The following is a 14250-nucleotide window of genomic DNA, read 5'->3' as shown; positions in this document are numbered from 1 at the left end:
ATAATGTAATTATATACGATATTTTAACCTATTGCAAGGCTTTTTGGGGTTATAAGCGCAAGGATTACTGCCTTCTTTCTCTGGTGGACATTATTCCCGATTCTTCTCTGTACTTAGCCACCGTCCTACGAGAAATTTCATAACCTTCTTCTTTTAATTTGTCGGCGATTTTCTGATCACTCAACGGTTTTTGTTTGTCTTCACTGGCAATATAATCTTTGATTTTTTCTTTTATTTTCGATGACGATACATCCTCACCGTCTTCAGTTGCAATTTTTGAAGTAAAGAAGTGTTTGAGCGGGTATACTCCCATTTCACATAGAACATACTTGTTTTTTATTGTCCTGCTGACCGTGGATTCGTGAACTTCCAACTCATCGGCAATTTCCTTCATTGTGACAGGTTTCATGTGTGCTTCTCCGTTTTTTAGAAAGTCTATCTGTTTTTGAAACAACAATTTGGAAATCCTTTCTATTGAAGATTCTCGTTGAAGAAGCCCTTTGATCAAATGCCCCGCCGAATCCAGCCTTGTCTTTACGAATTCAACTGTTTTAGCATCATCGCTCTTTGTTATGAGATTTTTGTAGTAATTGTTGATCCTCAACCTTGGAACTTGATACCTGTTGAGTTTGATCTTAATTTCATCACCTTCAAGCTCTACAAAAACGTCTGGTATTATGTATCTGGGTTCCTCAGAACCATATTCAAGTCCAGGTCTGGGATTTAGAGACTTTATAATACATTTGTATTCTTCCAGTTTTTCAGCACTGATGTCAAGATCCTTCAGTATTTTTCGATCCCTGTTGTAAGCCATGTCTTCCAAATGTTCGTCCAGCAGCCTGATTATTTTGGGATCATTTTTGATTTGATCCTCAACTTGTATCTTCAAGCATTCTGCAAGGTTTCGAGCTCCAACTCCCTTGGGTTCGAAAGTTTTTATTAGATCTGTTAATTTTTCGATCATTTCAGGCTCTGCGTCTACGACTTGGGAAAATTCTTCGGAGCTCAAGCTTAAATATCCGTTGTCATCGATGAAATCTATTATGAATTCTCCCAATATTCGTTCCTGCTCAGAAAGTTTTCTTACGTGGAGCTGCTCTATCAAAACCTCTTTAAGCGTCTGTTCTGTTGCGATGAAATTTTCCGGATGCTCTTTTTCTTCGTCGGTAAATTCATTTTCATCCCTGTATGTGTACGTATTTTTTATAAATTCCACCCAATTGATTTCATTTTCCTCATTAGGCTCATAACTCTCATCAATTTCCAGGAGGGGATTTTCTTCCATCTGCATATCAATGTATTTCTGCAGTTCCATAGTGTTATACTGCAAAAGATTAATTGTTTGAATTATTTTGGTCGTTAATACCTGTTTTTGCTTTTGCCGCATGGACAGGTCAAAATTCATTTTCATGTCACGTTCTCCTCTCTGAAGTTTTAAACAAATGAAAACTAAAGGTATTCAAACAAAAAGCGCCCACTCCCATTCAGAACTGAATATGAGCTGAGCGCCAATTTTATGCTTACTCAAAATTTTCTGCCACGTACTTCTCCGCGCTTACCGAAGCTATGGCACCATCCGCAGCTGCAGTAATTACCTGTTTGAGCATTTTTTTTCTTATGTCTCCGGCAACGAATAAACCGGCTGTTGTAGTTGTCATTTCCTCGGTTCCAATTATAAAACCCGTCTCATCCAATTCCACAAAATCTCTGAACTTTGCCGAATTAGGTTTGTATCCTACATATACAAATACTCCATCTACGGCCATGTCAGTCAATTCTCCGGTTTTAACGTTTTTTACGGTGATTCCATTGACGACACCATCGCCCTTGATTTCTTCAACAACCGAATCAAAAACAAATTCAATCTTGTTATTCGCAAAAGCCTTGTCTTGAATGGATTTTACAGCCCTTAATTCATCTCTCCTGTGAATAATGTATACTTTTTTGGCGAATTTCGTCAGAAACATTCCTTCTTCCAAAGCTGAATCTCCGCCTCCTACAACCGCAACCGTCAGATCTCTAAAAAAGAATCCGTCACAAGTGGCACAGTATGAAACACCCATTCCCCTGTATTCTCTTTCGCCTTTGCATCCAATTTCTTTTGGATCGGCACCAGTGGCGATAATGACCGTCTTTGCTTCGTATTCATCTTTGTCCGTTTTCACCTTGAAAATTTTTCCGTCTTTTTTCAAGTCAATGAATTCTTCTTTTTTAAATTCAGATCCGAATTCAACACACTGTTCCTTCATTCGCATCGACAACGTGGGGCCAGTGGCATTCTTTATGGATCCAGGATAGTTGTCCACTTCGCTGGTACTGGCTATTTGACCGCCTGCGTCCCCTTTTTCAAGTATTAGATTTTTCAGGTTTGCCCTGCTGGCGTAAAGTCCTGCAGAAAGTCCGGCAGGCCCTCCGCCTATAATTAATAGATCGTAGCTCATTTAACACCCTCCTATATCAGTTTAAAATATATTCGGCAATATTTGTTGCGTGGTCTCCGATTCTTTCCAGATTGCTGACAACATCCAGGAAAATGATTCCTGAAGGTGCATTGCAGACTCCTTCATTAAGTCTGGAAATATGGCTTATTCTCAATTTCTCTTCCATTTCGTCGATTTCATCTTCAAGCTTTATAGTGCTTAATGCTGCTTTTGAATCGCCTTCTTCCAGTCCTTCTACAACGTCGTGGCATACTTTTTCAACCATATCCATCATCTTTTTCAAGTCATCCACAGCCATGTCGCTGAAACTTACCTTGTTGTCTATCCTGTACTGAGCCAACTCGGCCAAGTTTTCAGCATGATCTCCGATTCTTTCTATGTCGTGGACGCAACTGAACATGTCCATCATCTGACTCTGTTTTCCTTCAGGCAGTTCTTCATTTGAGAGGAGAACCAGGAACTGAGTTATTTCTTTTGCAAAGTCGTTAATGACCTTCTCTCTTCTGAACACCTTTTCACACTTGGCTTCATCCTTTTGCAAAATGGCTTCAAGGGAAGTATGAAGATTTTTGTTCGTCAGCCTTCCCATTCTTGTGATTTCTTTTACTGCCTGGCCAAGAGCCACGGACGGGTTTTCCAAAAGACGCTTATCCAGGTGAGGGCCTTTTTCGTCGTGCTCTGTTTTATCAGGTATCAATTTATCTATAAACCTGACAATAGGGTCCATGAAAGGATAAAGAATTATTGTATTGGCAATATTGAACAGCGTATGCGTATTTGCGATTTCCTTTGTTACGTCATGCACTCTCATGCCATCGATTACTGTGTAGCCTGAAATGGATTGTATAAATACGTATATTGGATTGTCGCCTTTTATTATCAAGGTGATCGCCCCCATTAGGAGCATAACCCAAACTGAACCGACTATGTTGACGGCAAGGTGAATTATGGCTGCCTTTCGCGCAGTAATAGTCGTCCCTATGCTCGACAGCATTGCGGTTACACAGGTTCCAATATTCATTCCCAAAAGTATTGGTACAATTATTGCCAAAGTAGATATTCCGTCAACAGCATTGAATGTTCCTGACAACGCTATGGCCTGCAAAAGACCAATGGTGGCGCTACTGCTTTGAATTATGGCTGTTATTCCCAACCCGGCCAACAAACCAAGTACCGGATTTTGTCCGAATGAAATTAGTATGTCAACAAATGCCTCATTGTCTCTAAGTGGCTTTAATGTATCCGACATTAAGCCTATACCCATAAACAGGATACCAAAACCAAGGATGACTTCTCCGATCTGTCTCTGCCTCTTCTTCTTTGCAAGAAGAATTACCAGCATTCCTATTCCAATGAAAGCTGGTGCAAAGTGGTCCACTTTCAATGCCACCATCTGGGCTGTTATAGTTGTACCAATGTTGGCACCCAATATAACACCTGCTGCCTGGAACAAATTCATTATTCCGGCATTTACAAAACCTATTATCATAACAGTTGTGGTGCTTGAACTCTGCACAATTACAGTAACCACCGTTCCAACAAGAATAGCCATTATTCTGTTGTTGGTCAGAACTTCCAATAGTTTTTTTACCCTGTCTCCGGCTACGGCTTTAAGTCCGTCCGACATTACGTTCATTCCGTATATGAACAAACCCAGTCCACCGATCAGAGTAATAATCATCTCCGTTGTCATAAACAACCTCCATTCAATATTCGTACAGTAAATAATAATATCAAATTTAACAGAAATTTAAAATAAAATTTACAAAACAGCAACAAATAGTTCGTTAAGTATTTGACTATCCTAAATTATTAAAACCTCTTTGCCTGAGTGATTCGTACAGAACGATGGCAACGCTGTTTGACAGGTTTAGAGATCTGGCTTTTTCGTTTTTTACCATGGGGATCCTGAACCTGTTTTCAGAATATTTTTCGTGGATCTCCTGAGGCAGACCAGCCGATTCCTTTCCGAAGATTATGAAGTCATTTTCTTCAAATTTGATGTCGCTGTAGAATTTGTCCCCTTTCGTGCTCATGAAATAAAAGGTGTTGCCTGCATATTTTTCCTCGAAAGCACCAAAGTCGCGGTGAATTTCCAAATCTAGAAGATCCCAGTAATCCAATCCCGCTCTTTTCACCTGCTTTTCATTAATTCTAAACCCCATGGGTTCTATCAGGTGAAGCCTGCTTCCTGTAACAACACATGTCCTGGCTATATTACCGGTATTCTGCGGAATCTCCGGTTCGAATAATACTATATTCATTGTCTTCTTTCCTTTCCTCTTCTCAAAACCGATTATAACACAACGCGAGTATGAAAACATTTACAATTTTGAAATGAATTAGTTGATAGTCAATTTATTAACCATGTCTCATAATTTTTTTTTATTTTTAAAAATAAAAAAGACGTCTGTCGGCTGTAAGCTCCGAATTTTCAGACGTCTTGCTTGGTTTCATTTTGTTATTCCTGTTTATTTTACAACAATATTGTATATTCTTCCGGGAACAAATATCTCTTTTACTATGGATTTGCCTTCTACATAAGACTTGATCACGTCATCTTCCATTGCAATCTTGTTTGCCTCTTGCTGTGTACTCTTCAATGGAAGCATGATCTTTCCTCTGACTTTTCCATTAATTTGCACAGCCATTTCAATGATATCTTCAACTGTTTTAGATTCATCGAATTCGGGCCACGACCTTTCATGAAGCATTCCCTCGTTGCCTGCAAGTTGCCACAATTCTTCCGTAATATGCGGTGCAACGGGATTTAACAACAACAACAAGTCCGAAAATTCTCTTTTGTTTATGGAACCTTTGGCGTTGATCTCGTTGATCATGCTCATCATGGCTGCTATTGCGGTGTTGAATTTTAGATTTTCATAATCTTCGGTAACTTTTTTGATGGTTTTGTTCATCAAGACTTCATTCTCTTTAGAATAATTATCTCCATCTTCAAGTATTTCTTGAAGTTTCCACAATCTATCCAGAAATCTCTTGCAACCCTTGACACCATTGTCAGACCATGGCGCAGGCTTTTCATAATCACCTATAAACATGATATAGGTCCTGAGCGTATCAGCACCATATTCTCCTATGATATCCCTGGGATTTATAACATTACCTCTAGATTTGGACATCTTTTCTCCATCAGCTCCGAGTATCAGTCCCTGGGCACTTCTCTTTGCGTATGGTTCCGGTGTAGGTACGTATCCCAGATCGTAAAGGAATCTATGCCAGAATCTTGAGTATATAAGGTGTCTGGTAACATGCTCCATTCCACCATTGTACCAGTCTACCTGTTGCCAGTAATCAAGCTTGTCTTCCCCTGCAAATCTTTTATCATTGCGTGCATCCATGTATCTTAGAAAATACCAGCTTGAACCCGCCCATTGGGGCATGGTGTCAGTTTCTCTCTTGGCTTCTCCTCCGCACTTGGGACAAGTGGTATTCACCCAGTCTTCAATAAGTGCAAGTGGGGACTCTCCTGTTTCAGTCGGTTTGTAGTTGTCGACTTCCGGCAACATCACCGGCAGTTCATCTTCAGGCACACCTACCATTCCACATTTTGAACAATGTATGATGGGTATCGGCTCGCCCCAGTATCTTTGCCTGTTGAAAGCCCAATCCTTCATCTTGTAGTTGACCGTTCTTTTTCCCAAACCACTGCTTTCAAGATGATCCATGATTTTGGTTTTTGCATCCTGCACATTGAGTCCATTGATCAAATCCGAATTGACTAGGATCCCTTTTTCAATATCAGTGAAGGCCTCCTCTTCAACGTTGCCTCCGCCAATGACTTCGACAATGGGGATATCAAACTTTCTGGCAAATTCCCAGTCTCTGGTGTCGTGACCTGGAACAGCCATTATTGCTCCTGTCCCATATCCCATCATTACGTAATCTGCCACCCATATGGGAACAAGTTCTCCATTTAATGGATTCTTGACTTTTATTCCCTTGATTTCAACTCCGCTTTTATCTTTCGCAAGCTGCACTCTTTCAAATTCAGTCTTCTTTCTTGCCTGCTCCTGGTAAAGTTTTATTTCGTCGGTATTTTCTATCTTGTCATTGTACTTTTCTATAAGAGGATGTTCTGGAGCGACTACCATGAATGTAACTCCATACAAAGTATCGGGTCTCGTAGTGAAAACAGTCAGCTTGTCATCTACACCATTGATCTCGAAATCAACTTCTGCTCCAGTGGACTTGCCGATCCAGTTTTCCTGCTCCAACTTGATCCTTTGAGGAAAGTCGACAGTGTCAAGACCTTCTAAAAGCTTCTCCGCATATTCCCTTATTTTCAAGAACCATACGTCCTTTTCCATTTGAACGACTTCGCTTCCGCATCTGTCGCAAACTCCATCCTGAGATTCTTCGTTTGCCAACACCACCTTGCAGTCGTTGCAAAAATTTACGTATGTTTTGTTTTTAAAAGCCAAGTCATTCTCGAACAACTTTAAAAATATCCACTGTGTCCACTTGTAGTAATTTGGATCAGTAGTATCTACAGTTCTGTCCCAGTCGAAGGAATATCCTATCTCCTTAAGCTGCTGTGTAAATACCTTTATATTTTCATCAGTAACAAGCCTTGGATGTCTTCCAGTTTGTATGGCATAGTTTTCAGTGGGAAGACCAAACGCATCCCAACCGATTGGGAAAAGCACATTGTAACCTTCCAGTCTTCTTTTTCTGGAAATCACCTCCAAAGAAGTGTAGGCTCTAACGTGTCCAACATGAAGACCTACACCTGATGGGTAGGGAAACTCAACCAGACCGTAAAATTTCGGCTTATCTGAAAAATCAACAGCTTTAAAGATTTCTTTCTCTTCCCATATCTTTTGCCACTTTTCCTCAATAGTCTTGTAATTATATGACTTCATCGATAACCTCCTAGTTTAGTTGTTGGTCGTGTGTTTCGTCAGATCCTCTTCCCGTCGGTCCAAAGTCTTTCCAAGTCGTAGAATTTTCTTTCTTCGTCGAGAAATATATGAACTATGACACTGTTGAAATCGATAAGTATCCATCTTCCACCTTGTCTTCCTTCATAACTCAAAGGCTCGGTTCCCTCTTTTGATGCCATTTCCTCAACGTGTTCTGCAATTGCTTTTACATTTATCGTTGAAGATCCGCTTGCAATAACGAATGCATCCGTCATTGTAGTCAGTTCGCCAACATCTATTATTTCGATTTCAGTCCCGTTTTTCGCCTCTATCCAATCTTTGATTTTCAATGCGAACTCATTTGTTTTCTGATCCAATTTTCATCCTCCTATCTTCATTATCAAATTATTTCTTGCTTCAATGGTATTAGGATGCAAGACAGAGTTCAGGGATAAAACATACCTGATTGTATTGTCAAAAGCCATTATCAGCGCCCTGTCCAAATCCACCATGGAAAGTTTTCTTAATTCCTCAACACCGGTGTAATCTCTTCCCGGTTCTATAAAATCTGAAAGATAGATTATCTTTTCAAGTAGTCCCATTTCTTTCTTGCCTGTGGTATGATGTGAAATTGCCGAAATGATTTCTTCATCATCGATTCCCAACTCAAATTTTGCTATTGCACTCCCTACAGGTCCGTGCATGAGTTGTGTTTCGTAAAAAACGATTTCATCCAAATCCAAGCCATATCTTTCAGATTTTTCCAAAAGTTCTTCTCTTGTCAAGTTTTTTGCACAGTCGTGACAAAGGGCTGCGATCCTTGTTTTTTCAATATCACAGCCATACCTGTCAGCCAGATCTATAGCCGATTCCACTACTCCCAGGGTATGAACATACCTTTTATGGGATATCATTTCTTTTACTTTCCCTTTGAGTTTTTTATAATCCATGGATACCTACCTGTACAAATTATTTTCGTATATGTAACTCTCCACCTCATCAGGCAAGAGATATTTGATCGAGTAACCGTGTTTTACCCTGGATCTTATTTCCGATGATGAAATATCCATTTCCGGTGCAAAAAGTTTCATTATCCTCGTACTGTATATTTCACGAAGTTCTTCAACTCTTCTGTCGAGCTTTTCCTGATCGTAACCAGGGCGAAACGTGGTTACGAGTGTTATCATTTTCAATACCTCATCTGCTCTTTTCCACGAATCGATCTCGAATACGATGTCAGCTCCCACAATAAAGTATATGTCATCATCAGGATACGACTTCTTAAGCTCTTTAAGCGTGTCTATGGTATACGTGTAACCTTCTCTTTTCACTTCAATGTCTGAGACCGCGAAATTATCATTTCCGGAAATTCCTCTTTTTGTCATTTCGTAGCGATGGGCGGCATCGATGTCGTAATCGGTTGTTTTCAATGGATTGTTTCCGGTAGGGATGAAAATAACCTTGTCCAAATCAAGTCTGTCTCTTGCCGATTCCGCCAGAAGCAAGTGTCCGTAGTGGATTGGATTGAATGTTCCGCCTAAAATACCTATTTTCGACTTTTTCATTCCAATGCTCCTCAATTATTTTTTTTTGGTTTTCGGTAACTCTATTTTGGGTTCCATATGGTTTCGCTTGTACAAGACAAACTTATTTCCTATTGTTTGAACCACGTCAGAATCTGTAGATCTGGAGAGTTGTTCTGCTATATCTCTGACTTCCTCCAGACAATTTTGCTGTACCTTGCCTTTTATCAGTTCTCTGCTTTTCAATGCATCTTTTGCCTGAACCACCAAGTTGGCGGTTACACCTTCCTTGCCTACATGCAGGATATCAGGCTCATTTACTGCCAAAGACCTGAGAAAACTTCTTTGTTTGCTTGTTAACATTTTTGTTAACCTCCATTAGTTTATCACTTTATATAATCAAACTCTATATCGAGTATTTTTACTGTCTGACCTTCTTCTATGCCTCTTCTTTCAAGCTCCTCGAATACACCTTTTTCTTTGAGGATCTTTTGGAAATATGCAACAGAGTCATAATCTTCAAAGTTTACCGACAACAACAACTTTTCAAGGAATTCTCCCTCTACTACAAAGGCTTCATTTTCCCTTCTTACCGTAAACTCCTGATCTGACTCAAATTTATAAACTTTTTCAGCCATTTCTTCCTCGTCAAAAATGGGTTCCACTTCTCCGATTTCATCCAGCAAGGCGACGGTTCGATCTATGACCTTGTCTATTCCATCCATTGTTGCGGCTGAAATGACAAAAACCTCGTATCCGCGTTTTTCCAACTCACTCTTAATTTTTTCGTACTCGCCGGCGTCAGCAACCAGGTCGGTTTTATTCAAGGCAACTATCTGTTTTCTAGCAGCTAATTTTTCATTATGTTTTTTAAGTTCCCCGTTGATTTTTTCAAAATCCTCCAAAGGATCTCTGCCTGTGAGACCTGAAACATCAAGAATGTGTATCAACATCTTAGTTCTTTCCACATGGCGTAAAAATTGATGCCCAAGTCCCGCTCCTTCGTTTGCTCCTTCAATAAGTCCCGGTATGTCGGCAAGGACAAAACTTGTTCCATCCTTATAACTTACTACACCCAGGTTGGGAACAATAGTGGTAAAGGGATAATCGGCTATTTTAGGTTTTGCCTTGGACACAACCGACAAAAAAGTAGACTTGCCCACATTTGGATATCCAAGGAGTCCTACGTCAGCCAACAATTTTAGTTCAAGTACAACTTTCAGCTCTTCGCCCTTGGTTCCACCTTCTGCGAACCTTGGTGCCTGTCTGGTAGAAGTTGCAAAATGTTGATTGCCCCTTCCGCCTTTTCCACCCTTGGCTACTATCTTTTCCTCTCCAACATCCGTCAGATCGGCTATGATCCCGCCAGTTTCCTTATCCTTTATAAGCGTTCCCGGCGGAACTCCTATGATCAGATCCTCACCGGCTTTTCCGCTTCTATTGCTGTTCCCGCCATCTTCACCGGCTTGAGCGGCATGCTTTCTCTTATATCTGAAATCAATCAGGGTCCTTAAATTGGGATCCACCCTAAAAATGACATTTCCTCCGTTACCACCGTCACCGCCGGCCGGTCCTCCGTTTGGAACATATTTTTCTCTTCTGAACGCAACGATACCATGGCCGCCATTTCCGGCTTTTACCGATATCTCGACTCTATCTACAAACATTTATACCACTCTTTCCATTTATAAAAACAACCACCTTGTAGAAGGTGGTCATTTGAATTACATCGCATCTTTAGGATATACGCTGACTTGTTTTTTGTCTTTTCCTTTTCTCTCGAATCTAACGACTCCGTCTGCTACAGCAAACAGTGTATCATCTCCGCCTCGCATTACGTTGTTGCCAGCGTGGATTTTTGTACCTCTTTGTCTAACCAATATATTCCCTGACAATACAAATTGTCCATCTGCTCTTTTTACTCCCAGACGCTTAGACTCACTGTCACGTCCGTTTCTTGAACTACCTACCCCTTTTTTGTGGGCAAATAACTGAAGATTCATTTTTAACATAGGTTCCACCTCCATTCAACCTACAACTTTCACATAACTTTCGTATTCACTTTCCACACTCTTAAGCCCCAAATAAAGGGTTTCCAGTATGGCTTTTGTTTTAATAAATTGCTTGTCGTCATATATTTCCGGAATCCTGAATTCAGCAAATCCGTCTTCGTTGACTTTATAGTAAAAGTCAAGCTTAACATATTCCAACAATCCGTTTATAGCCGAAATAGTCAGTGTCGACACTGCCGCACATACAATATCTTTTCCGATATCATCGTAGCCGCTGTGCCCATTTACAACCAGGGATTTTATCATCCCGTCTTCTCTTTGAAAATTACATTCAATCATAATATTACTCAGCTTTTCCAGCGTTTATTCCTGTGATCTTAACCTCGGTAAACGGTTGTCTGTGGCCTTGTTTTCTTCTGTAATCTTTCTTTGATTTGTACTTGTAGATGACAACTTTCTTTCCTTTGCCACTACCAAGGACCTCTGCGCTTACAACAGCTCCTTCTACAGTAGGCGTTCCCACCACCATGTTTCCGTTGTTTACAGCCAATACCTCAGAAAAATCTACAGTAGTCTGACCTTCAGCAAGATTCAGTTTTTCAACTTGAATAACATCGCCTTCTTTTACACAATATTGCTTTCCACCTGTTTTTATAACAGCATACATTACTTACACCTCCTCAATCCAGTCTCGCCTTCATAGGTCTCCCGAAGGAAGTTACAACCTCTTCAGAGCGGCTTCATACACCGTAACAGTATACCACCTTGGACCCTTCAAGTCAATCGATTTGCGGCAAAATTAAAATCTGGTCAAACTCGTTGTTTATGTCGACCTCCAAATTGACCTTTACGCCGTAAAAATCTTCCAACATTCGGTTAAATGTCAGACCCGTCCCAAAATACTCAATGTCATCCATAACCGCTTTGAGGTGGGGACTTATCAATATCTTGAATATATTATGTTCAAGGAGTTCCATATCACTTTCAAGCTTCGACAGGCATTTATAGAAGAAAGCCTCTTGATTGTAAATCTCCCCTGTTCCGTTGCAAACCGGACATATATGCCTGTTGATGTTGGCTATGGACTTCCCTTGCTGCTTCCTTGTGATCTGAAGTATGCTAAGTTCCGTAAACCCTACCACTTTGAATCTTACCTTGTCCCGTTTCAACATCTGATGCCATTTTTTAATTATCGCTTTTTTTGCTTCTTCGCTTTCGATATTTATATAATCGATGAGGATTATCCCACTCAGGTTTCTTAACCTCATCTGATCTGCAATTGTTTCAGTGGCCTCGAGATTTATCTTTAGCACCGTCTCTTCGGGATCTTTGCCTCCTGTAAATTTGCCGCTGTTGACATCTATGACGTGGAAGGCTTCGGTATGATCGATTATTATGTATCCTCCGCTTTTCAGCCATACTTTTCTCGCATATAATTCATTTATCTGCTTTTCAAGGTTCAACTCTTCAAATATGTTCAATTTTCCCGCCATACGAATCTTGTGGATGTCCTCCGGAAAATAAAATTTAAAATATTCCCTTATATCTTCCAGGTAAACTTCACTGTTTAATACGATCTCTTCTGTATTGACCGTGTAGTAATCTCTTATGGCATTTATGACGGGACCTCTATCCTTGTACAAAAGTTTCGGCGCCATATGTATGTTTCTGTTTATATTTCTCCACTTCGAACACAAGTATTCTATTTCTTTTTGAATCACTTCATGGGTTCCGTCTTTTGCTTCGGTCCGGAGTATCAAACCCATTCCCTCCGGGATTACGCTTTCGGCAAATTCCTTCAAATTTTCTGAAACGTCTTTGCGTCTGATTTTTTTTGAAACGTATACTCTGTCGTCAGTTGGCAACAATACAGTATAGTGTCCTGGCAGCCAATATTTTGTAGTCAATCTAGCTCCCTTGGTTCCTACTGCTTCCTTTTTGATTTGGACTATTATCTCCTGTCCGCTTTTGAGCAATTTTTCTACGGGCATTTTTTCGTAATTGCCATGAATGTCGGAGACATGCAAAAGCCCGTTTTTTTCAGCTCCAAAATTTACAAATGCGACTTGCATGCCCGGTTTTATTTGTTCGACCCTTCCCATATGGATTTCACCGTAACTGTTCCAGTCGCTCTCTCTTTCTGTAAAAAAATAATCTATCTGACCGGGTTTTTCGTCTCCCACCACAGCTATCCTGTTTTGTCCCATTATAGTTTCTATGACTATGCTGCTCACAGGCACACCCCCTCACTTGTAATCATTATATTTGATTTTAAAATCTTCATCTTCTTGCCCAAGTTGTCTTTCTATAAGGGGCTTTTGATCTTCCCCGTATTCAGCCAGAGAGAACAAGGAATATAATCTTATCTCAGGTCTGGGATCTTTAACGGTTTGGTGTAAAAGTTCGAGATTTTCCTTGTTTCTAATATTTCCGCAGACGATCACTGCATTTCTCTGGAGCAATCTTCTTCCTCTCCATGCCGACGAAGTCTTCTTGTAATAATTTTCATAGCTGTTTTTATCTAGCTTTAGCACGTATTTCAATTCAGGATATCTTTTTGAACAATCTGAAAAAAAACTTTTTTCTTTTCCTTCTTTGGACTTTTTATTATAGGGACACACCTCTTGGCAAATGTCGCAGCCATACAAGTGCTTGCCCATTGCTCTTCTCTCGCTCAGCGTCAACGTTTCCTTTTTCTGGGTAAGATATGAAATGCAAAGTTTTCCATTAAAATCATAATTTTCTTTTATGGCGCCTGTTGGACAAGCTTTTATACAATTTTTACACTCTTTGCATCCATCAGGGATTTTTACACTTTCAAGTTGATATTCTTGATCAGTAAGTATTTGTGCGAGAAAAATCCAGCTGCCATAATCAGGATTGATCACAAAACTGTTTTTCCCATAAAACCCCAAACCGGAGTGCCAAGCAGCCGCCCTGTCGCTCAAAGGACCCACATCGACCTGGAATACACAATCAAAATGGGGGTATATGTCTTTCAACTCACGTACAACCGCTTTCAATTTATCTCCAATCACGTGATGATAATCGATCCCCGATGAAACCTTCGACATCATTCCCGAGTCGTTTGTTTCAGTGCATTTTGGAATTATATTGTACGATAAAGCAAGAGATATCACCGACTTGCATTTTCCCCAGTATTTTTTGGGATCAAACATTATATTTTCATTTTCGGAACCTAAAAAGACTATGTGACCCTTTTTCTTTCTCTCTGAAAATTTGTTTGCCAAAAATGTCTCCTTCTCAGGCGAATAGGCTCCGGTCATTTCAAATCCATGGTTTTTTGCTATCTTGAAAGCAGTCTCGAAAAAATCCATCCCCATCACCTTTCCGCAATTTCCCGTATACTTAATTATATCCGAAAGCTATA

General features: G+C 40.2%; 15 protein-coding genes. All 15 read right to left on the bottom strand.

Annotation, left to right across the window (positions count from 1 at the left end; genetic code table 11):
* Positions 1–64 precede the first annotated feature (64 nt).
* A complete protein-coding gene (rpoN, locus tag IWB18_RS08735; protein WP_195683245.1) occupies positions 65–1411 on the bottom strand; it encodes an RNA polymerase factor sigma-54 in 1347 nt (448 codons plus the stop codon).
* A gap of 109 nt (positions 1412–1520) precedes the next feature.
* Positions 1521–2441: a thioredoxin-disulfide reductase gene (gene trxB / locus IWB18_RS08730; RefSeq protein ID WP_195683244.1), complete on the bottom strand. Its 921-nt coding sequence runs from the start codon at positions 2439–2441 to the stop codon at positions 1521–1523.
* Positions 2442–2457: 16 nt separating this feature from the next.
* Positions 2458–4134, bottom strand: coding sequence for a Na/Pi cotransporter family protein (locus tag IWB18_RS08725; RefSeq protein ID WP_195683243.1), 1677 nt, complete (start codon positions 4132–4134; stop codon positions 2458–2460).
* Positions 4135–4240: 106 nt separating this feature from the next.
* Entirely contained in the window at positions 4241–4705 is a 465-nt protein-coding gene (locus tag IWB18_RS08720) for a tRNA (cytidine(34)-2'-O)-methyltransferase (protein ID WP_195683242.1), read from the bottom strand.
* A 207-nt stretch (positions 4706–4912) separates the two neighbouring features.
* Positions 4913–7324, bottom strand: coding sequence for a leucine--tRNA ligase (gene leuS, locus IWB18_RS08715; protein ID WP_195683241.1), 2412 nt, complete (start codon positions 7322–7324; stop codon positions 4913–4915).
* Positions 7325–7362: 38 nt separating this feature from the next.
* The gene (rsfS, locus tag IWB18_RS08710) at positions 7363–7701 is read right to left on the bottom strand and encodes a ribosome silencing factor (RefSeq protein WP_195683240.1); all 339 of its coding nucleotides are present in this window, start codon (positions 7699–7701) and stop codon (positions 7363–7365) included.
* A gap of 3 nt (positions 7702–7704) precedes the next feature.
* Positions 7705–8274, bottom strand: a complete 570-nt coding sequence (gene yqeK / locus IWB18_RS08705) for a bis(5'-nucleosyl)-tetraphosphatase (symmetrical) YqeK (protein WP_195683239.1) — start codon at positions 8272–8274, stop codon at positions 7705–7707.
* A 6-nt stretch (positions 8275–8280) separates the two neighbouring features.
* The gene (gene nadD / locus IWB18_RS08700) at positions 8281–8889 is read right to left on the bottom strand and encodes a nicotinate-nucleotide adenylyltransferase (protein ID WP_195683238.1); all 609 of its coding nucleotides are present in this window, start codon (positions 8887–8889) and stop codon (positions 8281–8283) included.
* A 15-nt stretch (positions 8890–8904) separates the two neighbouring features.
* Positions 8905–9210 (bottom strand): ribosome assembly RNA-binding protein YhbY, encoded by a 306-nt coding sequence (yhbY, locus tag IWB18_RS08695; protein WP_195683237.1) that lies wholly within the window; start codon positions 9208–9210, stop codon positions 8905–8907.
* Between the two features lie 23 nt (positions 9211–9233).
* Positions 9234–10514 (bottom strand): GTPase ObgE, encoded by a 1281-nt coding sequence (gene obgE, locus IWB18_RS08690; RefSeq protein WP_195683236.1) that lies wholly within the window; start codon positions 10512–10514, stop codon positions 9234–9236.
* Between the two features lie 57 nt (positions 10515–10571).
* Positions 10572–10859, bottom strand: coding sequence for a 50S ribosomal protein L27 (rpmA, locus tag IWB18_RS08685; RefSeq protein ID WP_195683235.1), 288 nt, complete (start codon positions 10857–10859; stop codon positions 10572–10574).
* A gap of 15 nt (positions 10860–10874) precedes the next feature.
* On the bottom strand, positions 10875–11198 hold the full coding sequence (locus IWB18_RS08680; protein WP_195683234.1) for a ribosomal-processing cysteine protease Prp: 324 nt from the start codon (positions 11196–11198) through the stop codon (positions 10875–10877).
* A 4-nt stretch (positions 11199–11202) separates the two neighbouring features.
* Positions 11203–11526, bottom strand: a complete 324-nt coding sequence (gene rplU, locus IWB18_RS08675; protein ID WP_195683233.1) for a 50S ribosomal protein L21 — start codon at positions 11524–11526, stop codon at positions 11203–11205.
* 112 nt (positions 11527–11638) lie between these two features.
* Positions 11639–13093, bottom strand: a complete 1455-nt coding sequence (locus IWB18_RS08670) for an Rne/Rng family ribonuclease (RefSeq protein WP_195683232.1) — start codon at positions 13091–13093, stop codon at positions 11639–11641.
* Positions 13094–13105: 12 nt separating this feature from the next.
* Positions 13106–14197: a tRNA epoxyqueuosine(34) reductase QueG gene (gene queG, locus IWB18_RS08665; RefSeq protein WP_195683231.1), complete on the bottom strand. Its 1092-nt coding sequence runs from the start codon at positions 14195–14197 to the stop codon at positions 13106–13108.
* Positions 14198–14250 lie beyond the last annotated feature (53 nt).

Source organism: Alkalibacter mobilis (assembly GCF_015594845.1).
GTDB classification, from domain to species: domain Bacteria; phylum Bacillota; class Clostridia; order Eubacteriales; family Alkalibacteraceae; genus Alkalibacter; species Alkalibacter mobilis.
This window is presented reverse-complemented; position numbering and strand designations above follow the sequence as displayed.